Annotated in this window: 22 protein-coding genes and 2 tRNA genes; 10 read left to right on the forward strand and 14 right to left on the reverse strand. The window is 71.8% G+C overall.

The annotated features are described in order from the left end of the window. Positions 1-14: 14 nt before the first annotated feature. From BM339_RS12900 to BM339_RS12945, 10 genes are all read right to left on the reverse strand, one after another. Positions 15-593 carry a TetR/AcrR family transcriptional regulator gene (locus BM339_RS12900; RefSeq protein ID WP_063747671.1) on the reverse strand — a complete coding sequence of 193 codons (579 nt, stop codon included), beginning with the start codon at positions 591-593 and terminating at the stop codon, positions 15-17. Beyond that, positions 590-1,309, reverse strand: coding sequence for a GntR family transcriptional regulator (locus BM339_RS12905; RefSeq protein ID WP_075020986.1), 720 nt, complete (start codon positions 1,307-1,309; stop codon positions 590-592). The genes BM339_RS12900 and BM339_RS12905 overlap by 4 nt, the downstream gene beginning before the upstream one ends. Before the next feature lie 77 nt (positions 1,310-1,386). After that, positions 1,387-1,968, reverse strand: coding sequence for a TMEM165/GDT1 family protein (locus tag BM339_RS12910; protein WP_021595813.1), 582 nt, complete (start codon positions 1,966-1,968; stop codon positions 1,387-1,389). Between the two features lie 198 nt (positions 1,969-2,166). Further along, positions 2,167-3,234: a UDP-N-acetylmuramate dehydrogenase gene (locus BM339_RS12915; RefSeq protein ID WP_075021319.1), complete on the reverse strand. Its 1,068-nt coding sequence runs from the start codon at positions 3,232-3,234 to the stop codon at positions 2,167-2,169. Between the two features lie 98 nt (positions 3,235-3,332). Further along, entirely contained in the window at positions 3,333-3,758 is a 426-nt protein-coding gene (locus BM339_RS12920; RefSeq protein WP_021595811.1) for a MaoC family dehydratase, read from the reverse strand. After that, the gene (locus BM339_RS12925; protein ID WP_021595810.1) at positions 3,758-4,195 is read right to left on the reverse strand and encodes a MaoC family dehydratase N-terminal domain-containing protein; all 438 of its coding nucleotides are present in this window, start codon (positions 4,193-4,195) and stop codon (positions 3,758-3,760) included. The genes BM339_RS12920 and BM339_RS12925 overlap by 1 nt, the downstream gene beginning before the upstream one ends. Before the next feature lie 169 nt (positions 4,196-4,364). After that, entirely contained in the window at positions 4,365-4,529 is a 165-nt protein-coding gene (gene rpmG / locus BM339_RS12930) for a 50S ribosomal protein L33 (RefSeq protein ID WP_026404241.1), read from the reverse strand. An 85-nt stretch (positions 4,530-4,614) separates the two neighbouring features. Further along, positions 4,615-4,688, reverse strand: a tRNA-Met gene (locus BM339_RS12935). Between the two features lie 291 nt (positions 4,689-4,979). Further along, positions 4,980-5,052, reverse strand: a tRNA-Thr gene (locus tag BM339_RS12940). A gap of 80 nt (positions 5,053-5,132) precedes the next feature. After that, entirely contained in the window at positions 5,133-6,260 is a 1,128-nt protein-coding gene (locus BM339_RS12945) for an acyl-CoA dehydrogenase family protein (RefSeq protein ID WP_075020987.1), read from the reverse strand. Positions 6,261-6,348: 88 nt separating this feature from the next. On the opposite strand from BM339_RS12945, the gene BM339_RS12950 reads away from it, so the two are divergent. Continuing rightward, on the forward strand, positions 6,349-7,380 hold the full coding sequence (locus tag BM339_RS12950; RefSeq protein ID WP_075020988.1) for a hypothetical protein: 1,032 nt from the start codon (positions 6,349-6,351) through the stop codon (positions 7,378-7,380). A gap of 26 nt (positions 7,381-7,406) precedes the next feature. On the opposite strand, the gene BM339_RS12955 is transcribed toward BM339_RS12950, so the two are convergent. Together BM339_RS12955 and BM339_RS12960 are read right to left on the reverse strand one after the other, a co-directional pair. After that, the gene (locus tag BM339_RS12955) at positions 7,407-8,129 is read right to left on the reverse strand and encodes a protein phosphatase 2C domain-containing protein (RefSeq protein WP_244938764.1); all 723 of its coding nucleotides are present in this window, start codon (positions 8,127-8,129) and stop codon (positions 7,407-7,409) included. 95 nt (positions 8,130-8,224) lie between these two features. Further along, positions 8,225-9,910, reverse strand: a complete 1,686-nt coding sequence (locus BM339_RS12960) for a TerD family protein (RefSeq protein WP_075020990.1) — start codon at positions 9,908-9,910, stop codon at positions 8,225-8,227. Positions 9,911-10,707: 797 nt separating this feature from the next. Here BM339_RS12960 and BM339_RS12965 point away from each other — a divergent pair. Beyond that, a complete protein-coding gene (locus tag BM339_RS12965; RefSeq protein WP_075020991.1) occupies positions 10,708-12,078 on the forward strand; it encodes an MFS transporter in 1,371 nt (456 codons plus the stop codon). Here BM339_RS12965 and BM339_RS12970 read toward each other — a convergent pair. Both BM339_RS12970 and BM339_RS12975 read right to left on the reverse strand, forming a co-directional pair. Beyond that, the gene (locus BM339_RS12970) at positions 12,062-12,886 is read right to left on the reverse strand and encodes a hypothetical protein (protein ID WP_083597597.1); all 825 of its coding nucleotides are present in this window, start codon (positions 12,884-12,886) and stop codon (positions 12,062-12,064) included. The genes BM339_RS12965 and BM339_RS12970 overlap by 17 nt on opposite strands. Continuing rightward, on the reverse strand, positions 12,880-13,611 hold the full coding sequence (locus tag BM339_RS12975; RefSeq protein ID WP_075020992.1) for a MerR family transcriptional regulator: 732 nt from the start codon (positions 13,609-13,611) through the stop codon (positions 12,880-12,882). The genes BM339_RS12970 and BM339_RS12975 overlap by 7 nt, the downstream gene beginning before the upstream one ends. 471 nt (positions 13,612-14,082) lie before the next feature. Between BM339_RS12975 and BM339_RS12980 the strand changes: the two genes are divergently transcribed. The 8 genes from BM339_RS12980 (at position 14,083) to BM339_RS13010 (ending at position 20,323) form a co-directional block, all read left to right on the forward strand. Beyond that, positions 14,083-14,739 carry a class F sortase gene (locus BM339_RS12980; protein WP_256255325.1) on the forward strand — a complete coding sequence of 219 codons (657 nt, stop codon included), beginning with the start codon at positions 14,083-14,085 and terminating at the stop codon, positions 14,737-14,739. Between the two features lie 205 nt (positions 14,740-14,944). Then, entirely contained in the window at positions 14,945-16,207 is a 1,263-nt protein-coding gene (locus BM339_RS12985; RefSeq protein ID WP_218163633.1) for a glycosyltransferase family 2 protein, read from the forward strand. A 3-nt stretch (positions 16,208-16,210) separates the two neighbouring features. Next, positions 16,211-16,375: a hypothetical protein gene (locus tag BM339_RS49790; protein WP_021595562.1), complete on the forward strand. Its 165-nt coding sequence runs from the start codon at positions 16,211-16,213 to the stop codon at positions 16,373-16,375. 128 nt (positions 16,376-16,503) lie between these two features. Continuing rightward, on the forward strand, positions 16,504-17,415 hold the full coding sequence (gene sigJ / locus BM339_RS12990; RefSeq protein WP_075020993.1) for an RNA polymerase sigma factor SigJ: 912 nt from the start codon (positions 16,504-16,506) through the stop codon (positions 17,413-17,415). 27 nt (positions 17,416-17,442) lie between these two features. Continuing rightward, on the forward strand, positions 17,443-18,090 hold the full coding sequence (locus BM339_RS12995) for an MOSC domain-containing protein (protein WP_021595560.1): 648 nt from the start codon (positions 17,443-17,445) through the stop codon (positions 18,088-18,090). 73 nt (positions 18,091-18,163) lie between these two features. After that, entirely contained in the window at positions 18,164-18,745 is a 582-nt protein-coding gene (locus BM339_RS13000; protein WP_143118391.1) for a hypothetical protein, read from the forward strand. A 63-nt stretch (positions 18,746-18,808) separates the two neighbouring features. After that, on the forward strand, positions 18,809-19,768 hold the full coding sequence (locus tag BM339_RS13005) for a hypothetical protein (RefSeq protein ID WP_075020995.1): 960 nt from the start codon (positions 18,809-18,811) through the stop codon (positions 19,766-19,768). 27 nt (positions 19,769-19,795) lie between these two features. After that, a complete protein-coding gene (locus tag BM339_RS13010) occupies positions 19,796-20,323 on the forward strand; it encodes a S26 family signal peptidase (protein ID WP_075020996.1) in 528 nt (175 codons plus the stop codon). Positions 20,324-20,409 lie beyond the last annotated feature (86 nt).

Raw genomic sequence — 20,409 nt, forward strand, 5'->3', positions numbered from 1 at the left:
GGCGCGGGGACGGGTCAGCTCTGCGGCCGGTCGGCGAAGGACTCCACGCCGCGCAGCCCCTCCGCCCAGGCCGCCGCCGAGCCGGGCAGGTCGGGCCCGGACGGGACGCCGAACGCGGCCAGGACGTTGACCAGCAGCCCGTCCGAGATGAACCGGGCCACCTCCTCGGGGGGCTCGCCGGACAGGTCGCCGGCGAGCCGCCACAGCCGCGCCCAGCGGATCCGGCCGAGCCGGCGCACCTCGTCGTCCCGGACGGCGACCGCGTGGATCTTGACCTGGAGCCGCGGGAGCGCCGGGTCCTCGCGCGGCAGCCGGCGGTAGGCCGCGGCCATCGCGGCCATCGCGTCCGGGCCGCGCCGGCCGCGGGCGGCCTCCGCCAGCCGGTCCTCGATGTCGTCGAAGCAGCGTTCGGCGGCGGCGAGGAAAAGGGCGTGCTTGGACGGGAAGAGCCGGAACATGTAGGGCTGCGACACGCCGATCCGCCGGGCGATCGTCCAGGTGGAGGTGCCGTCGTAGCCGCCGTGGGCGAACTCGGCCATCGCGGCCCGGACCGCGAGCTCGCGGCGTTCACCGGCGCTCATCCTCGGGCTCATGGCTTCACGTTAGTGCTCTCCTCCCTCCACATGCCGCGGCGTTCGAGGTGGGCGACGAGCAGGTCCCCGGCCCGGACGATGTGGGCGCGCATCTCCCGCGCCGCCGCCCGCGGGTCGCCGTCCCGCAGCGCCGCCAGGATCAGCGCGTGGTCGCGGACGGCGAGGCCCGGCCAGCCGGCGAGGCGCCCGTAGAGCCCGCGCGGGACGTACCGGGCCGCCGTCCCGAGCGACCAGGCGAGCTTGGGCGATCCGGCGGCGAGGTTGATCTCCCGGTGGAAGCGGTGGTTGCCGTCCTCCATCAGGTCGGGCCGGTGCACGGCCATGGCGTGTTCCAGCCCGAGCTGGAGGCCGTCCAGCTCCCGCAGGGCGGCCGGGCCGATCCGCGGCACGGCCCGCGCGGCCAGCTCGGCGGCGATGCCGGCCTGCACCCAGAACAGGTCCTGGACATCCCGTTTCGACAGCGGCGCGACGACGAACCCGCGGCGCGGCTCCAGGACCACGAACCCCTCGCTGCGCAGCGACTTCAGGGCCTCCCGGACGGGCGTGACGCTGATGCCGAACTCCAGGGCGAGGCGTTCGAGCCGCAGGTAGTCGCCGGGGCGGACCCGGCCGTCCATGATCAGTTCGCGGATGCGGGCGGCGGCCTCGTCGCTCAGCTGGAGCCGCGTGCCGAGCACCCGCCGGGGCGGCGGGGGGAGGGGGGCGGGTAGGGCCACGGTCGTACTCCCGTCCGGGCCCTTGCGCGGCGAGCCCCGCGGCGGTCGAGGGCCCTGACTCCATGGTTCCCGCCCCGTCAGGCGGTGATGCCCTCGATCAGCAGGAGGACGCCGAAGACGGCGAACCCGGCCGCGGCGCCGTACTTGATGACCCGCTCGGGGAGCCTGCGGCCGAGGATCTGGCCGACGACGATGGCGAGCGCGTCGGCTGCGACCATCCCGACCGTCGAGCCGAGCCACACGCCGGTCAGCCCGAGGAGCCCGCCGTGGTCGGCGGCGAGGGTGACGGTGGCGAGCATCGTCTTGTCGCCCAGCTCGGCGAGGAGGAACGCCCCGCCGACGGCCAGTATCGCCGATCCCGTCGCGCGCCGGGCGCGGTCGCGCTCGTCGTCGTCGAGCTCGTCGCCGCGCAGCGTCCACAGCGCGAAGCCGAGGAAGGCGACGCCGGCGAGGACGGAGATCGGGCCGGTCGGGAGCGCGGCGCCGAGGGCCGCGCCGAGGGCGACGCTCGCCAGGTGGACGATCGCGGTCGCGGCGGTGATGCCGATCAGCACCGGGAGCGCGCGGAAGCGGGCGGCGAAGGTCATGGCCATGAGCTGGCTCTTGTCGCCCAGCTCCGCGACGAAGATCACGGCCAGGCTGATGAGGAAGGCGGACACCGGTTCCCTCTCGCTCGGAGGCCGGGCGAGGGCGGGGGTTCGAGCACGCGCGACCTCGGCCCGGCACGACTGCCGGGCCGAAGGTCTCGTCCGCCGCGATCGGTGATCGGGCCCGCGTGACCGGGCGCCCATGGGGGCGCCAGTATGTCGATCACGCGATTGGGACTACTCCCCCTCGGCTCCGTCCACCCTACCGGGTCACAGGGTCACGCCGACGAGCACGGGCTCGTTGACGAGGGTGACGCCGAACGCGTCCCGGACGCCGTCGCGGACCTCGCGGGCCAGCGCGAGCAGGTCGGCGGTGCCGCCGTCGCCGGGGTTGGTGAGGGCGAGGGTGTGCTTGGTGGAGATCCGGGCGGGGCCGCGCGCGTGCCCCTTGGTGAAGCCGGCGCGGTCGATGAGCCAGGCGGCGGACGTCTTCACGCGGCCGCCGGCCTCCGGGTACCGCGGGAACGCCGCGTCCGGGCCGAGGCGGTCGGCGACGCGGCGTTCGAGCTCGGCGACCTGGCCGGGTCCGAGGATCGGGTTGGTGAAGAACGACCCCGCGCTGCGGGTGTCGGGGTCGGCCGCGTCCAGGACCATGCCCTTGCCGCGGCGCAGTTCGAGGACGGCGTCGCGGGCCTCCTTCAGCGTGACCCGGTCGCCGGGCTCGACGCCGAGCTTGCGCGCGAGCTCGGCGTAGGCGATCGGCTGCGACTCCTCGGCCTGGCGCAGCGCGTAGGTCACGTCCAGGACGACGTACCGGTCGTCGCCCTTGAAGACGCTGTGCCGGTAGGTGAAGCGGCAGGCCTCGCGGTCGACCGCGACGCAGGCGCGCGCCCGCCGGTCGTACGCGCGGACCTCGACGATCGTCTCGCTGACGTCCTGCCCGTAGGCGCCGACGTTCTGGATGGGGGTGGCGCCGACGCGGCCGGGAATGCCGGACAGGCACTCGACGCCGGCGAGCCCGTCGGTGACGCAGCGGGCGACGAACGGGTCCCAGTCCTCGCCGGCCTGGACGCGGACGAGGATCGTGTCGCCGTCCGCGCCGACGCGTTCGGTGCCGCGGGTCCCGACGTGCACGACGGTGCCGGGGAACCCGGCGTCGGAGACCACGAGGTTGCTGCCGCCGCCGAGCACGAGGACGGGTTCGCCCTCGTCGTCGGCCGCGCGGATCGCGGCGACCACCTCCGCCTCGGTCGTCGCCTCGACGAAGCGCCGCGCGGGGCCGCCCAGCCGCAGCGTGGTGTATCCGGCCAGGTTCACGTCTTCGGCGAACACCGCCACGTCGTCCTTCCCCTCCCGTGCGCGCCCCCGCCCGAGCCGGCCGCGCACCTCCCCGGTCCCGCACCGGCCGGGGACGCCCGGCCGGTGCGCCGCCGCGTTCAGGCGAGCTTGACGACCGCCTTCGCGCGGGTGAGGACCTTCTGGTCGTTCGACCGGGCGGTGAGGGCCACGACGACCGTGCCGTCGTCGCGCTTCTCCTCCACCTTGCCGCTGATCTCCAGGGTCGCGCCGCCCTCGTCCGGGACCACGACCGGAGAGGAGAACCGTACCCCGTAGTCCACCACGGCGCCGGGGTCGCCGGCCCAGTCGGTCACGAACCGGCCGCCCTGCGCCATCGTGTACATGCCGTGCGCGATGACGTCGGGCAGGCCGACGGCCTTGGCGACGGACTCGCGCCAGTGGATCGGGTTGAAGTCGCCGGACGCGCCCGCGTACATGACGAGGTTCGCGCGGTCGACGGCGTACGTCCGCGCGGGGATCTCGGCGCCGACCTCGACGTCGGCGTGCTTCACCTTGGCGGTCATCAGGCCCCCCGCTCCACGATCGTGTTGTGGGACGTGCACACGAGCTCGCCCTCGACGGTCTTGACCTCGGTCTCGACGGTCATCTTCTCGTTGTTGCCGATCGACTTGATCTCCGTGATCGTCGAGGTGCAGGTGATGACGTCGCCGGCGCGCAGCGGGCGGGTGTAGACGAAGCGCTGCTCGCCGTGCACGACCATCGCGTAGTTCAGCCCGAGGTCGGGGTCGGCGAGGCCGGGGTTGCCGAGGGAGACGACGATCGGGAAGGTGGGCGGCGCGATGACGTCGGGGTGTCCGGCCGCCTTGGCCGCCTCCTGGTCGCGGTAGACCGGGTTCGGGTCGCCGATCGCGTCCGCGAACTCGCGGATCTTCACCCGGCTGACCTCGTACGGGTCGCTGGGCGGGAAGCTCCGCCCGATGAAATCACGGTTGAGTGCCATGCAATCCGTCCCTCCAGGGCCTGAGCACGCCGGTTCCGTCTCTCCGGACGGACGGTAACAGAACGACGTTCAGCCCGCCCTCGCGGGTCTTGGTGCGAGGACGGGCTGATCACGTCAGTACAAGCGTGCGAAGAAGTCGCGCCGCTCGGCGGGCCTGGTGCGCTGCGCCTTAGCGGGTTTCCCGGTGCGGACGGTGGGTCCTGCAGTTGGGGCAGTACTTCTTGATCTCAAGGCGGTCCGGGTCGTTGCGCCGGTTCTTCCGCGTGATGTAGTTGCGGTGCTTGCACTCCTGGCAGGCCAGCGTGATCTTCGGCCGGACGTCGGTGGCAGCCACGATGGAGTGCCTTTCTGAGCTAGGGACAAGGAACTTACCGACCCAGCCTGCTCACCCCCGGGGTGGGGGTGAGAGACATGGGTAGTAGCGAGGGCCGGACTTGAACCGGCGACACAGCGATTATGAGCCGCTTGCTCTGCCTGACTGAGCTACCCCGCCGCGATGGTCGGTGTGGACCGGAATGCAAGGATACCGGATGCTCACCGAACCCTGGAAACGCGAAATCCCCGGGTGAGGATCAGGGAATCGGTCTCGCGGGTTCCGCCGGACCGTCTCCCAGGTTACCGGGTGTGCCGATGAGCTGCGAAACGTCCTACTGGAACCGGAGGGACGGTACCACAGGCCCCGGTATCGAGCGAATCAGGGCGGTGTCCCCCGGGAACGACGCGGTGTCCTCGGGAACGACGAAGGCCGCCGTCCGATCGAGCGGATGGCGGCCGGTATGCCGTGAGCCCCTTTACGGAATCGAACCGTAGACCTTCTCCTTACCATGGAGACGCTCTGCCGACTGAGCTAAAGGGGCCTGCGTCGTTCGCGCAGTGAAACCATACACGGCCCGGCCGTGTGGTGCGAACCGGTTTGGGCCCCGGGTGTCCGCGCTGGTCAGCGCAGCAGGTTGCGGGCGATGACGAGCTGCTGGATCTGGCTCGTCCCCTCGTAGATGCGGAACAGCCGGACGTCGCGGTAGAAGCGCTCGACGGCGACGCCGCGCATGTAGCCCATCCCGCCGTAGACCTGGACGGCGCGGTCGGCGACGCGTCCCACCATCTCGGAGCAGAAGTACTTGGCGCAGGACGGTCCCTGCTTGGTGTCCTCGCCCGCGTCGTAGGCACGCGCCGCTTCCAGGACCATCGAGCGTCCCGCGTACAGCTCGGTCTGGGAGTCGGCGACGAGTCCTTGCACGAGCTGGTATTCGCCGATCGTCCTACCGCCCTGGCTGCGCTCCTTGGCGTAGGCGACGGTCTCGTCCAGGATCCTCTGGGCGAGACCGACGCAGACGGCGGCGATGCTGAGCCGTCCATGGGCGAGCGACGCCATGGCGGTGCGGAAGCCGGTTCCCTCTGTCCCGACCATCGCGGTCGCCGGGACGCGCACGCCGTCGAAGAAGACCTCGGCGGTGTGGGCGCCGCGCTGGCCCATCTTCTGGTCGGACGGCCCGATCTTCAGGCCGTCCGTGCCCCTCTCGACGAGGAACGTGGAGATGCCGCGGGAGCCGCTGCCGCCCGTCCTGGCGAACACCATGAACACGTCGGCCTCGGGGGCGTTGGTGATGAACCGCTTGGCGCCGTTGACGACGTAGTCGCCGCCGTCGCGCGCCGCGGTCGTGGCGAGCGCGCTCGGGTCGGAGCCGGCCTCGGCCTCGGTCAGCGCGAACGCCCCGACGACCTCGCCGGACGCGAGCCTCGGCAGCCAGGCGTCCTTCTGCTCGTCCGTGCCGGAGTTGACCAGGACCTGCCCGGCGATGCCGTTGCTCGTGCCGAACATGGACCGGAACGCGGGGCTGGCGTAGCCGAGCTCGAAGACCAGCCGCACCTCCTCGCTCAGCGACAGGCCGAGCCCGCCGTACTCCTCGGGCAGCGCGTACCCGAACAGGCCCATGTTCCGTGACGTGCGGCGCAGCTGCTCCGGGATCGCGTCGGTCTCCTCGATCTCCTCCTCGCGGGGGACGACCTGCTCGCGGACGAAGCTGCGGACGGCCTTCAGCACGTCGGCGAAATCCTGTGGCTCCATGACCGCATACTAGAACGAGATTCCAAAAAGGTGCGGGTTCCCCGGGAGCGGCTGCCAAGTTGATCAACTTGTGCCAGGGTGACCGACCATGTCGTTCCAGCAACTCGTCGACCAGATCGTCCAGGCCGCGGTGGTCGAGGACCGGTCCTTCAGCGACCTGCTGCCGCAGCTTATGCGGGAAGCCCAGAGCACGCCCCTCGCCGAGCTGAACGCCGCCCTGCCCCGGCTGGCCGAGGGCATCGCCGAGGCGCCCCCGAACCTCGGCGGCTGGCTCGCCGTCCTCACCGGCGCCTGGATCGAGCAGGGCGCCGATCCCGCGCCGGTCGGCACGGCCGTCATCGAGCGGACCACCGACGTCACCGCCGCCTCCCTGTCCTTCGCCAAGGCATGGGAGGAGGGGGCCGACGGCAAGCCCCCGCCCGACATGGAAGAGGAGAAGCCGTCCCAGGAGGTGTTCGACACCGTCGCGCCGGCGCTGGGCGAGGGCGCCGTGACCGCGATGATGTCCTGGTTCTCCCTGCACCAGTTCGCGCTGGCGGCATGCACCGTCCTGCAGATGGGACCGTCGGTCCGGGCGGGCGTCACGGACCGCGACTTCCGCTCCTTCATCTCGCAGAAGGCCGGCCAGTACCTGGGGAGGATGAACCACTACGCGGCGCTGCTGCGCGTCCTGGACGGTGAGCGCATCCTCGTCCTCGACCGCGCGAGCCGCCGGGGCTGGACGGTCACGATCGGCGGGGTCGGCGACAACTTCCAGCTGCACGTCCTGCTCGCGGGCGCGCTCATCGGACGTCCCGGCGGGCTGGAAGGCGAACGTCCCGCCCCGGAGATCATCGCCTCCTTCCTCAACGCCGACGTCCCGCCGGGGCGCCCGATCGTCTCCAGCCCGTGGAACCTCGTGGACGCGCACGGCGAGCCGATCTGGAACGAGGGCGTCCCCGCCGACATCCCGGTGGTGAACGGCACCCGCGTCGTCGTGCTCGACCCGCCGTCCTACGGGCGGCACTTCCCGGCCGGACGGCGTTTCCCGCTCATGCCCGCCACCTTCCGCGTCGACGGGACGCACCTGCCGGAGGACCTCGGCGCCTGGTGGCCGCACATCAAGCCCGCGACGCGCTGACGGTGCCCGCGGCGGCGCCGGCACTGTCAGAAACGGACGAACACTGCCGTGGCGTCGTCGTGGCGCTTCCCCCGGGCCGCGGGAGCGGACACCTCCGCGGCCCTGGTCCTCCTGACCAGCTCCCGAGGGCCTTCCTCGTCCAGCAGGCGGATCAGGCCGTCCCAGTCCAACTCCCCGAACCGCTCCACGAGCCGGGACGCGCCGTCGCTGAGCACCGCCGCCCTCCGCAGCCCCTCGACCGGCACCTCGCCGGTCAGCCCCTCGTACGCGGCCTCCGGTTTCGTGCTCGCCACCCAGAACCCGCCGGGGGTGTTGCGCGACCTCCGGACGCCTTCGAGCGTGTAGCTCGGAAGGTGGTCGACCCGGTCGTCCCGGAACACCCTGGTCTCGCCGACGTCCACCACGATCGGGGAGTCGGCGAGCACGAACCACTCCACGGCCTCGCCGCGGCGCCGCAGCAGCGACACCGTCGCGGACGGGCTGTCGGGGTTCTCCAGGTCGCACGTCCCGGTGTGCGCCTCCCCCGTCACCTTGATCGCCTCCGCGACCAGGTCGGGCAGCGGCTTGCCGTCCTTCAGCGCCAGCAGCGCGGCGATCCGCCCGCCGAGCCTGCGCACCAGCCACGCCGGATCGTGCCGGCATCCGCTGTCCACCCCCCGCGGCGCCGTCGCCCCGTCCAGCAGCACGACCCAGCCGGGTCCGGCCGCCACGAAGTCCTCGTTCTCCCGCCCCGGCGTCGCCTCACTCACATAACTCACCTGCACGGATGCAGGTCTACCCTCTGGGCCGCCCCGCGCGGGACAGCTAGACCAAAACCCTCACCTGCCGCACCGCCGCCGCTCCACTACTCCTCCACCTCGACGCCGAAGCCGCGCGCCAGGGCGTCCAGCCCGAAGTCGTATCCCTGGCCGACGACGCGCAGCCGCCATCCCGGGCCGCGCCGGTACACCTCGGCGACCAGCATCGTCCGCTCCGTGGTCCCGGCGTCGAGGGTCGCCTGCGCGTGCGCGCGCTCGCCGTCGCCGGGGCCGGTGACCAGTTCGACGGCCCCCAGCTCGCCGAACGTGAGGTCGCCGTCGATCGCCGCCGCCACGGTGACCTTGCGGACGGCCTCGGGAAGCGCGGCCAGGCCGATCACGATCGCCTGCTCGGTAGGGCCTTCGGCCGCCAGCCGGACCGTCCCGTCGGGGGTCTCGGCGGCGCCGTAGAAGACGAAGTCCTCGTCGCAGGACACCTGGCCGTCCTCGTCGAGCGCGAACGCCACCACGTCCACCTCGCAGGCCGAGTGCTGGACCCAGGAGGCGCCGACCGTCCACCTCTCCGCCGGCGGGAGGTCGATGGCCGCCCCCCTCGGCAACACCGTTGTCGACACCCGGACAGTCTCCGCCTGCTCCGGCGCCTTGAGCCACTCCACATCGTGAACGGGGACCTCCAGGCGGACCACCCGCTCCATGCGCCGATCCGGCTCGCCGCCTTCGAGGGCCACGACGTCCGTCACGCCGGCCGACAGGTTCACCGCGGCGGCGCCGCCGAGCTCCACGACCGCGCTCCGCGCGGCGGACGCCCTCGGATGGGTTCCGCCGAGGACGAGCACGCGGCGCCCTTCGAGCGGCCCCTTCCTCACCGGCGGCTTCTCCACGGGCCTCGCCTGCTCCCGCGTGCCGTGCAGGGTGCCGGGCTGGACGTCCCCCAGCAGTTCCAGGAACGTCCGCTCGTCGATGACGGGCACCCCGTCCTGGCGTGCGCGGCGTGCCTTGGCCGTGCCGGAGCCGGGATCGTTCGCCACCAGCAGGCTCGTGTGGCGGCTCACGGACGTCATCATGTTCAGCCCAGCGGCCACCGCCCGCTCGGTGAGCCTCTCGCGCAGCGTCTCGGTCTCGCCGGTGATGGCGACCTTCATCCCCTGGACGAGCCGGTCGCCGAACCTGCCCGGACACCGGTAGGCGCACCGGGTCTTGGGAATCCCGGCCCGGAAGTTCTGCTTCGGCGGGCACGCCACGAACGGCAGCGCGAGACCGAGCCGGCTCGCCTCCTGGAGCGATCCGCGCAGCACGCCTCGGAGCGTCCGGACGTCCTCCAGCGCGTCGTGGGCCTTGGCGGGCTTGATCCCGTAGTGCGCGGCCAGCGTCCCGAGCTTCAGGTCGCCGGTCGCCGGGGAGAGCCGGCGGTTCAGCGCCAGCGTGCACAGCCGCCGTTCGACCGGAAGCCGGACGTTCGCGCGCTGGAACTCCTGCGCGAGGAAGCCGTAGTCGAAGGGGGCGTTGTGGGCGACGAGCACCCGGCCGCGGAGCATTTCCGCGACGCGCCGGGACACGTCCTCGAACTTGGGCGCCCCTTTCAGCCTCTCGGGCGTCAGCCCGTGAATGTGAACCGGCCCGGGATCGCATCCCGGGTCGAGCAGGGTGGAATACTCCCCGCTCGTCCTCCCGTCGCTTCCGACCGTTACAACGGCGAGGGACAGAATCCTGTGCTGAACGGCTCGGAGCCCAGAAGTCTCCACGTCCACCAGCGCCCACTCATTCCCGAACATGGCGGCAGGCTAATCCCGGCCTTACAGTTCGAGCGGACGATCCGGAGACCCTGCCCACATGCGGACACCAGCCCTCCCACGTGGTGCGATCATCGGCTTGCCCGCTCTACGATGGGACGCGGCCCGCCTGCTGCACCGAGGTTCCGGCGTCCGCTCGCCTATGCCCGCCGGACGTTCGGACAGCCCGGGGAGCTGGCGATCTTGGTGGTGGTATCGAATGCCGATCAAGCCGACGACACCGCCTTGACGAGCTTCACCGCACAAGCTGTCGCCGTTCCAACCCGCGGCGGCTTGCTAATGGCATGCTCTTACCGACATCAGCCACATCGTCGGAGGAAGCGCGAGGACGCGCGTCCTGCGGTTGTGAGTTTGTCCGCAGCGCTTGGTCACACCAGTCAATTAGCCGGCGCAATTGGTTCTGGTCGGGTCGCCCGCACTCACGGTGGATTTACGGCCGCGGACGCATCGGCACATCGGCGCTGATCGCAAACCCAGACATTCGCGGCATTCCATCGCGTGCCGACGATCATTGCGCGGGATGCGAAGGACAAAACCCGACAAACCACCAATATGCGCCGCCTCTTCGGCACATCACCCACGACTCCGGAGCCGATCACACGAGATCGAAGCGGGACATCAAGCCGCCGACCAGGCATCTCGCGTCGACCTCGAACCCCGAGGCCTTCCGCATGGTGCTGCCGATCGAGCGTCGACGGCCGGCCACGCTAGTGGGTTGTGTTTTCCAACCTAGTCTTGCTAGCGTCCCGGCTCACGGAGCCGAGCCCTGGGGAGAGGCCGTGGACGGTACGGGAACGCGGGCGGCGGAGCCGGCCGCCGAACGGGAGACGGCGCCCCGGTTCGGCGCCGTCTTCGCGATCGTCGCGGCCGGGGTCGCGATGTCGAACCTCGACGTGTTCATCGTCAACGTGGCGCTGCCCCAGATCGGCGGCGACTTCGCGGGCGCGTCCCTGGCGTCGCTGTCATGGATCCTCAACGCCTACGCGGTGGTCTTCGCGGCACTGCTGGTCCCCGCCGGAGGGCTGGCCGACCGGACCGGGCCCAAGCGGGCCTTCCTCCTCGGCGTCGCGGTGTTCACGCTCGCGTCCGCGGCGTGCGCGGCCGCGCCGGGGGTGTGGTGGCTCGTCGCCGCGCGGGTGGTGCAGGCGGCGGGCGCGGCGACGCTCGTCCCGTCCTCGCTCGGCCTCCTGCTGGCCGCGGCGCCGGCCGAGCGGCGCGTCGCGGCGGTCCGCGGATGGACCGCGATCGGCGGGCTGGCCGCCGCCCTCGGCCCGGTCGCGGGCGGGCTCCTCGCCCAGGTCGACTGGCGGTGGATCTTCCTCGTCAACGTCCCCGCCGGCGCGGCCGCCCTGGTCGCGGGCGCCCGGCTGCTGCCCGGCGCGACCGCCCGGCGGGACGCCGGACGTCCCGACCTGCCGGGCGCGGCCCTGCTGACCGCCGGGATCGCCGCGCTCGCGCTCGGCGTCGTCAAGACCGAGGACTGGAGCGGAGCCGAGGTCACCGGGACGCTGCTCGCCGCCGGAGCCCTTCTCGCCTGGTTCGTGCTCCGGTCGGCGCGACACCCGTCGCCCGTCCTGCCGCTCGGCCTCCTGCGCACCCCCGCGTTCGGATCCGCGTCCGTGGCCAACGTGCTGTTCGCGGTCGCGTTCGCCGCGATGCTGCTGTCCTGCGTGCTGTGGTGCCAGGACGTCTGGGACTGGTCCGCGCTGCGCACCGGCCTCGCCATCACGCCCGGCCCGCTGATGGTGCCCGCTCTCGCCCTCGGCGGCGCGCCGCTCGCCCGCCGCTTCGGCGCCGGGCGCGTGGCGGCGGCCGGTTGCGCGGTGTTCGCGGCCGGCATCGGCTGGTGGATGTGGCGGATGGCGGACGGCTACGCCGCCGGGATGCTGCCCGGCATGCTGCTGACCGGCATCGGGGTCGGGGTGACGCTGCCGACCCTGATCGGCGCGGCCGTGTCGGCGCTGCCCCCGGCGGCGTTCTCCACCGGGTCGGCGGTCGTCACGATGGCGCGGCAGGTCGGCACGGTCATCGGCGTCGCCGCCCTGATCGCCGCCCTCGGCCGGGACGGGGACTACGACGCCGGCTGGCTCCTGACCGTCCTCGCCACGGCCGCCGCCGGCCTCGCCTGCCTCGTCATCCGCCGGACGTGACGGCCGCGCCGACCGCCGCCGGCTCGTCGGCGAAGAACCGGATCGTGCCGACCTCGGCCCGTCCGCCGAGCGGCCGGACGACCTGGATCGGCTCCCGCAACTCGACCACCACGTTCGTCTGCCCGGCCACCGCCACCGAGAGCCGCCCGTCCCGCACCCGGACCATGCCCGTCTCGTCGTAGTTCCGCGCGACCCGCAGCGCGGAGATCTGCGCCCGCGGAACCCGCAGGTCGAGGAACGCCCCGCAGCGGATGCGCAGCTCGTCGTCCGACAGCACGTGCGGCCGGGTGACGCACGCCGCGATGATCGCCACCACGATGAGGATCGAGTACAGGTCGACCACAAGCACCACCGCGCGCAGGCCTTCCGGCGCGTCCAGGGACCGCATCAGCAACTCGACCACGACGGCCTCCAAGACCATCGCGAAGAGAAAGGCCATCTGCAGGGAAAGCTGCCCGCCCGCGTAGGGCACCGCGACCGCGCCCGGCGGCACACCGTGCTTGCGGCGGGTCACGAGCAGCACCAGGCTGACCATCCCCCGCAGGTCGAAGGCCATGACCCTGCGCACACGGTCGGGGACCAGCCGGCCGACGCTCCGTAGTGCCACCGGCCACCCGGCACCGGCCCGCCGTGCCGCGATGACCAGCCGTCCGGCGACCACGAGCTGGAGCACCAGCACGGCCGAGAAGGCGACCTCGCCCGCGGCCACCAGGGGGCGCGGCAGCGTCACACCCGAGACGAGGAGCACCACGACGACCAGCTCCGCGGGCACCATCGCGACGACCGCGGCCCGAGCGAGGCTCAGCACGTCCTGTCCCTGAGGATGCCGATCACGCGGCGGAAGACCTCGCCCTGCGCCGCGGGCATCGCGTCCAGCCACCCGCCGTCCATGCCCTGCCCGGCCATCAGCACCGCCATCTCCTCCGGTATCTGGTCCGCGAGATCCGCCGCGATGTCGGTGATGCGCGGATCGTCCTCCGGCGCGTCGGCGATCTCGTCCAGCCGCGCGTAGAGCGCGGCGATCCGCCGCCGCGCCTCCGGCCTGCCGAACGGCCGCAGCATCTCCGCGAACCGGGCCCGCCCGGCGTCCCCGGCAGCCGTGTCGACGAGCGCCAGCAGCTCCCGGTCGAACGCGGCGAACCGCGACCCGTCCGGCAGTCCCCGCAGGACCGTCGCCATCTCGGGCGACACGGCCGAGTCCGGGCCCAGGTCCTCGTCCGCCAGCAGCTCGGCCAGCCGCGCCCGCCGCGCCGCGATCGCGTCCTGCTGCGCGGCCAGATCGGCGTCGAGCTCCTGGAGCACCTCGCGCAGGTCCCGGCCGCGCTCGTCCGCCAGGACGTCCCGGACCTCGTCCAGCGACAGCCCGAGCTCGACGAGCCTCCGCACCCGCGCGAGGACCACGGCGTCCCGCAGCCGGTACTCCCGGTAGCCGTTCGCGAGCCGCTCGGGCTCGGGCAGCAACCCGAGATGGTGGTAATGCCGCACGGTCCTGGCCGACACCCCGACCAGCGCGGCCAGCTCCCCGATCCGCATGCCCTCATTACAAACGTTGACGCGACGTCAAGGTCAAGCCCACACCGGCCCCGGAACTTGGACCGCCCCCGACCTGCTTTTCGGACCTGGCCAGCGGACCACTGGACCGCTCGTTCACCTGGGATGATCTTTTTCGGCCGACCAAGAGACCACTTCCGGTCAGCGATCTCTGTATCCACATCGGTTCGGGCTCGGCCTCGACACGGTCGGTCATGGGCTCGCACCCTCGGACGGTTCGGAGTTTCTGCAGGTCAACGGCATTTTCTGCTGCCCGTCCGCCGCAATTGGTCCGATTCCCGAAGGTCACGCGCGATTACTCTCGGAGACCGGTGACGGTGCGTGATCACCCTCCTCACCTGCGACGATTCACGCCATAGAAGGCATATGTTCACTCTCCGGGATTACGGTCCCGGCATCGCCGCGGTCCGCGGCGAGATCCCGCATCGGTCGAGTGGCGAAGGAGTACGGTCCGTGTCGCATCGGGGTCGGCACTCGCGCACCGTCGCGGCCGCTGTCATCGGCCTGTCGGGCCTGGCCGTCGCGGCCTTCCTCGCCGTCCAGGCGCTCCGGGGGAACCCGGCCACCGCCGCGCCGCCGGTGCCCGCCCCCGCGGCGTCAGGCGGAACGCCCGGCACGGCCGTCCCCACCGCCGCCGCCCTGCCGCGTTCGGTGCCGCTGCGTCTCGACGTGCCGCGGATCGACGTCCGGACACCGCTGATGAAGCTGGCCAAGAACGCGGACCAGACCGTCGAGACGCCGCCGCCGAGCCGCGCCCAGGAGGCCGGCTGGTACCGGCTCGGCGCCGCACCCGGCAGCCGGGGCGCGGCGGTGCTCATCGGGCACGTCGACTCGGCACGCGGGCCGGCGGTCTTCCACCGGCTGGGCGAACTGCGTCCCGGCGACCGGGCGAGCGTGCTCCGCGCCGACGGCCGCACCGCCGTGTTCCGCATCGACTCCGTCGAACGCGTCCGCAAGGACCGCTTCCCCACCCGCCGCGTCTACACCGACCCCGGCTACGCGGCGATCCGCCTGATCACCTGCGGTGGACGTTTCGACCGCGGCACCGGCCACTACACCGACAACGTCATCGCCTACGGCCACCTCCTGCGGTCCGAGGGGACGCGCTGACATGCACCCGGCCTCCGGCGCCTCCGAGGGCGACATGACCGCGGCCCCCCACGCGCGCCCCGAGCGTCACCGTCTCACCCGGCCGGGGCACGCGGCGCCGAGCCATGCCCTGCCGGCCCGACCGGGCCCGGGGCACCTGGCGTCCTCGACCCCCTGGGGAACCCGGCCCGGGCTCCATCACCCGGCGGCGGCCATCTCCCCGACCGTGACCGTGCCCGATCGGGCGGCGGCCGCGATCATGCCCCCGCCGGTGCGGCGGCGGCCGGTCACCCCGCCACGACCGCCCCTCCGGGAAGCGGCGCCGCCGGTCCAGACGCCGCGGCCGTCCGTCCGGCGCGATCTCCCCCGCCCGGCGCCGGAGCCCGCGCGGCGCCGCCGGGACCGGGACGGCAAGCGCGGCCTGCCGGTCACGCGCCCGGACGCGATGCGGGTGACGGTCCTGATCCCGGCGCACAACGAGGCCAAGCAGATCACCGAGACGATCGCGTCGCTGCGGCGGCAGGAACGCCCACCGGACCACATCGTCGTGATCGCCGACAACTGCACCGACGCCACCGCGGCGCTCGCGCAGCTCTGCGGCGTCGAGATCGTCGGGACCCGGGAGAACCGGCACAAGAAGGCCGGCGCGCTGAACCAGGTCCTCGACCGGCTGCTGCCGATCCTCGGCCCGGACGACGCGATCATGGTGATGGACGCCGACTCGGCGCTCGACCCCGGCTTCATCCGGCACGGCGTCGACTACCTGGCCTCCGGCCGGTACGCGGCCGTCGGCGGCACGTTCACCGGCAAGCCCGGCGGCGGCACGGTCGGCATGTTCCAGCGGAACGAGTACGCCCGCTACGCCCGCGACGTCCGGCGCCTGCAGGGCAGGGCGCTCGTGCTGACCGGCACCGCCACCATCTTCCGCGCCGCCACCCTGCGGGAAGTGATCGCCGCCCGCCGCGAACGCCGCCTTCCAGGGCTTCCGCACGTCTACGACGTCCGCGTCCTGACCGAGGACAACGAGCTCACCCTCGCGATCCTGCACCTCGGCTTCCGCATCCTGTGTCCGCGCGAGTGCACCCTCACCACCGAGGTGATGCCGACCTGGCGCGAGCTGGCCCGGCAGCGCCTGCGCTGGAAGCGCGGCGCCCTGGAGAACCTGGTCGACTACGGCTGGACGCCGATCACCCGCCCCTACTGGGGCCGGCAGCTCCTCTCCCTCATCGGCATCCTGGTGATCTCCGCCTACCTGATCTCGCTCGCCTACTCGGTGTTCTGGCTCGGCGGCATCCAGCTCAGCCCGGTCTGGGCGGGCATCACGGTCATCTTCATGGTGGAGCGCACGGTGACCGTCCGGCAGCGCGGCGCCGCCCAGATGGCGCTGGCCGCAACGATCGTCGTCGAAATGGTCTTCGACGTCTTCCTCCAGATCGTCCAGGCACGTGCCTTCTGGCAGGCCGCCTGGCGCAAAGAAAGGAAATGGTAGGTCATGTACAACAATCCCCCTATCGGCGGCGTGGCCGCCGGTTTCGGCGGTGCCGCCGCCGCCTCGCCCTGGCTCGGCCTCCAGGCCCTCTGGATCGGCCTGGCCCTCTTCACGCTGGTCTCCGCCGGCCTGGCCGTGAAGCGCATCCTCCCCGCCCGCAAGGGCTGACCCCGAAGGCCGGGGCACTACGCCCCGGCCTTCCCCGATCGGCCTCGGCTCGGACGTCCGCGTACGGTGAGGCCCTCACGTTCACGAGCGGTGTCTCGTCAGAAGGGGAGGGCAACCGAGGGAGTCGCATGACCACGCCATCCGAGCCGGCCGATCCGGGCCTGACCGCGATCATGAGCGAGCGTCGCCGGCTGATCAATCTCGCGTACCGCCTGCTCGGCTCGCTGGCGGAGGCCGAGGACGTGGTGCAGGAGACCTACGTCCGCTGGTACGCCATGTCCCGGCAGGAGCAGGACGCGATCGAGTCCCCCGGGGCGTGGCTGACCACGGTGGCCGGCCGCATCTGCCTCGACCTGCTCCGGTCGGCACGGGTTCGCCGCGAACGCTACGTGGGCGAATGGCTCCCCGAGCCGCTGCCCGAACGCACGGAATGGGCCGGCGAGCCGACCGCGGACCCGGCCGACCGGATCACCCTGGACGAGTCGATCAGCATGGCGTTCCTCGTCGTGCTCGAATCGATGACCCCGGCCGAGCGCGTCGCGTTCGTCCTGCACGACGTCTTCCGCTACCCCTTCGCCGAAGTGGCCGAGATCGTCGGCCGCACACCGGTGGCGTGCCGCCAGCTGGCGTCCTCGGCCCGCCGCCGCCTCCGCTCGACGCAGACCGCCCCGGCCCCGACAGCCCGGCAGGCGGGACTCGTCGGCGACTTCAAGCAGGCCTGGGAGGCCAAGGACATCGACGCCCTCATCGGCCTCCTCGACCCCGACGCCACGGCGGTCGCCGACGGCGGCGGCGTGGTCAACGCCCGGCTCGACCCGATCGAGGGCGCCCCGCAGATCGCCCGCACCTTCGTCGACATCGCCCGCACCGTCCCAGGCCTGAAGATCCTTGAGCGCACGGTGAACGGCCGCCCCGGCCTGATCGCCCAGCAGGACGGCGTCACCGTCGCGGTCATGGCGTTCGATGTCGCGGGCGAGCGCATCAAGCACATCTGGGCGGTACGCAACCCCGACAAGCTCCGCGCCTGGACGAGCGGCTGACCGACCGTCGCCCGGTACTGTCGCCGCATGAAGTTGCTGTCGGTCAACGTGGGCAGGCCGCGGCCGAACCCGTGGATGGCCGCTGCCCTGACAGGTATCGACAAGCGGCCCGTGGACGGCCCGGTCACGGTCACCGATCCAGGCCCCCGAGGCACCGGCGCGGTCGGCCTCGCCGGCGACCGCGTCCACAACACCAAGCACCACGGCGGAGCCGACCAGGCCGTCTACGCCTATGCCCGCGAAGACCTCGACCTGTGGGAAACCGAGTTGGGCGTGCCGCTGCACAACGGCGTCTTCGGAGAGAACCTCACCACGGCGGGTTTGGACGTCAACGCGTCCCTTATCGGCGACCGCTGGCGCGTGGGCCGGGAGGTGATCCTGGAGGTCTCCGGCTTCCGCATCCCGTGCGGGACGTTCCAGGGCTGGCTGCGGCAGACCGGCTGGATCAAGAGGTTCACGCAGGCAGGCAAGCCGGGGGCCTATCTCCGCGTCATCGCGGAAGGCCGGATCAGCGCGGACGACCCGGTCGAGATCATCCACCGTCCCGACCACGAGGTAACGGTCTCCCTGGCCTTCCGAGCCATGACAAGGGAACCCGACCTGCTGCCGCACCTGCTCGCCGCCGAAGCGCTACCCCCGGACATCAAGGAGATGGTCCGCAAACGCCTCTCCTGATCCGGCGCTGGCCAACCCGGTGAAGTGAACCGACAATCATTTTGTCGCACCGATCTCACCGCGGGGAGACGCCGTGAACCCGGAAGCCGCTTACGTTCGTCGATGGACCTGGTGGAACGTACTCCAGCATTTGATGGGGACGTTCATCCTCCTTGTCGTTCTGGCGGTAGTGGTGTGGATCGTCGGTTTCCTGCTTCTGGCCCCGTTCGGTTTGCTCGGCACTCCGAGTTGGAGGTCACTGCGGGAGGGGCTGGGGACACTGCTCACCGGCGCACTCGCCACCCTGATGACCGTGTATGCGGCCACCATCTGGAAACGGAAACGCGCCTTCCCTGACGGGGTGGTGCTGGTCCTGGACGAGCCAGGCATCCGCATCGGATCCAGCGGGCAGAGTCGCCTCCCCTGGCACTGTGTGGACCGCGTCACCTACGCCAACACGGGACCAATCCTGGTCATCAGCCTTCACCCCGACGAGGACCGCCCACCCGGAGTGACCTCCGATCGCATCACCCTCGAATGGCCCTGGCACATGAGCGACACCGCGTGGCAAGAGGTCGAGGCCGCGACAAGAACGTTCTCCCCGGACACCAAGACGGAGACGCTCGGTCTCTCCACATCCACATCACGACCTGCCCGCGAAGCGAACCCCTCCTAACCCGCACCACGCTGCGGCACCATTGACCCCGGCCAGATCCGGATGTGCGGGGAGTGCGGAGCCATGACCGACGATGACGGCACGATCGTCGATGCCGCCGAACTGCTCGTGACGGCGCTCCGGCACCTGGACGACCACGACACCCGGCGGCCGATCGCCGAGATCCCCACCCTCGACGAAGCGGCCTCGCGGCCATTCCGGCCCTTCCCGGCCCTCGCGATCGCCATGGCGTCTCACGTGCTCTCCGCCTGGGAGGTGAGAACCTTCCAGGTCGAGCGCGGTGACCACGGCGACCGGATCCGCTATTTCACCGCCGTCGGCGACGATTCTCTGCGTCCGTTCCGCGCGTGCACGGTGTTCGTCCCCGACCTCGGGACGCAACGTGTCCTCGAAATGTGCGGGCACGCGTTCTGCCCGAACATCGCGCCCGCCGGCCCTGGAAGCCGCTGCCCGGATCATCTCCTGGACCCCGCGTCGAACGGGCCGTTCCATTGGTTCCGGCTGGCAGGAGAGGCCGCCATGTCCGCGGAGCGCCAGCGCGGCGCCCGTCCCGAAACCGAGAACTTCGCCGTGGCCGCAATACGGCTGGGGCTTCCCCTTCCGGAAATCTGCCGGGCAGTCTCTGCCGACATCTGGACCGTGCAGGCCCTGGCGGACGGGCCCGTGCCGCTTCCGGACGACGTCGATGACTCCGACAACCCCGATCACTGGCCCTTCGTCCTCACGCCGGACCGGGACATCACCGCCGCCGACACCCCCCGGATCTACGCCTTCAACGACAGGGGCTACGTTCCGGCCCACCTGGCTTCGGAGACGGTGCTCGCCCGCAGGGGCCAGTTCTACACCTACTTCCACGCCTATGAAGGGGGTCCGCTCATCGTCTGTGGTGAGCACCGGCGCCTTTTCCGATTGGAATGGTGGCAGGTCCAAGACCACCTCCCACAACACCGCCTGGCCCGACGCGCCGAGGAACGCGGACAACAGATGTACGAACCCCCGGACTCCTGGGAGGACTACGTCTGAGCGGCCCATCGCTACCATCGGTCGATCATGCGGCGACTATCGACTTCACGGGGATTGCGACTGCTGGGCGGGGCGGGCATCGCCGCGGCGGGCGGACTGCTGGCGCTCAGGTGGGGGCAGAGAAGCCTGGTCGTGGTCACCGTGCACGGGACCAGCATGATGCCCACATTGCGAGACGGCGACCGCGTGCTCGTCCGGCGGCGTCCGCTACCGCACGTCCGGCGCGGCGACATCGTCGTGCTCGAACCTCCCCTTGACGGTCGCTACCTTCCCGGCCCCGCGGGACCCGACGGACGGACCTGGAACGTCAAGCGAGTCGCCGCCCTCCCCGGCGACGACCTACCGTCCGGCGTCCCCGGAGCCTCGGGGGACACGGTGCCGCCGGGGGCGCTCGCGGTCCTCGGCGACAATCCCGACAGCATCGACTCCCGCCACCGGGGCCTGTTCTCCGGCGACCGGCTACTGGGCGTCGTGGTCCGCCGCCTGAACGTCACAGCGCGGCCGAGTCAACGGCCGGACGGGGGGCAGATACCGACAAGATCACCGGGATCTTGATCGCAGAGTGCACAAGCCGGTACCGCCCGGCGACGGCCCCCTTGCCGTAAATGATCAACGTCATTAGCTTCGGCACCGGCGAGCGT

Origin of the sequence: Actinomadura madurae, from assembly GCF_900115095.1 — a bacterium.
GTDB classification, from domain to species: domain Bacteria; phylum Actinomycetota; class Actinomycetes; order Streptosporangiales; family Streptosporangiaceae; genus Spirillospora; species Spirillospora madurae.

Excerpts from the sequence above, each read along its gene's own strand:
- BM339_RS12900 (WP_063747671.1), bottom strand. The coding sequence starts at position 593 with ATGAGCCCGAGGATGAGCGCCGGTGAACGCCGCGAGCTCGCGGTCCGG.
- BM339_RS12920 (WP_021595811.1), bottom strand. The coding sequence starts at position 3,758 with ATGACCGCCAAGGTGAAGCACGCCGACGTCGAGGTCGGCGCCGAGATC.
- BM339_RS12925 (WP_021595810.1), bottom strand. The coding sequence starts at position 4,195 with ATGGCACTCAACCGTGATTTCATCGGGCGGAGCTTCCCGCCCAGCGAC.
- BM339_RS12945 (WP_075020987.1), bottom strand. The coding sequence starts at position 6,260 with ATGGAGCCACAGGATTTCGCCGACGTGCTGAAGGCCGTCCGCAGCTTC.
- BM339_RS12950 (WP_075020988.1), top strand. The coding sequence starts at position 6,349 with ATGTCGTTCCAGCAACTCGTCGACCAGATCGTCCAGGCCGCGGTGGTC.
- BM339_RS12960 (WP_075020990.1), bottom strand. The coding sequence starts at position 9,910 with ATGTTCGGGAATGAGTGGGCGCTGGTGGACGTGGAGACTTCTGGGCTC.
- BM339_RS12975 (WP_075020992.1), bottom strand. The coding sequence starts at position 13,611 with ATGCGGATCGGGGAGCTGGCCGCGCTGGTCGGGGTGTCGGCCAGGACC.
- BM339_RS49790 (WP_021595562.1), top strand. The coding sequence starts at position 16,211 with ATGTACAACAATCCCCCTATCGGCGGCGTGGCCGCCGGTTTCGGCGGT.
- sigJ (WP_075020993.1), top strand. The coding sequence starts at position 16,504 with ATGACCACGCCATCCGAGCCGGCCGATCCGGGCCTGACCGCGATCATG.
- BM339_RS12995 (WP_021595560.1), top strand. The coding sequence starts at position 17,443 with ATGAAGTTGCTGTCGGTCAACGTGGGCAGGCCGCGGCCGAACCCGTGG.
- BM339_RS13005 (WP_075020995.1), top strand. The coding sequence starts at position 18,809 with ATGACCGACGATGACGGCACGATCGTCGATGCCGCCGAACTGCTCGTG.
- BM339_RS13010 (WP_075020996.1), top strand. The coding sequence starts at position 19,796 with ATGCGGCGACTATCGACTTCACGGGGATTGCGACTGCTGGGCGGGGCG.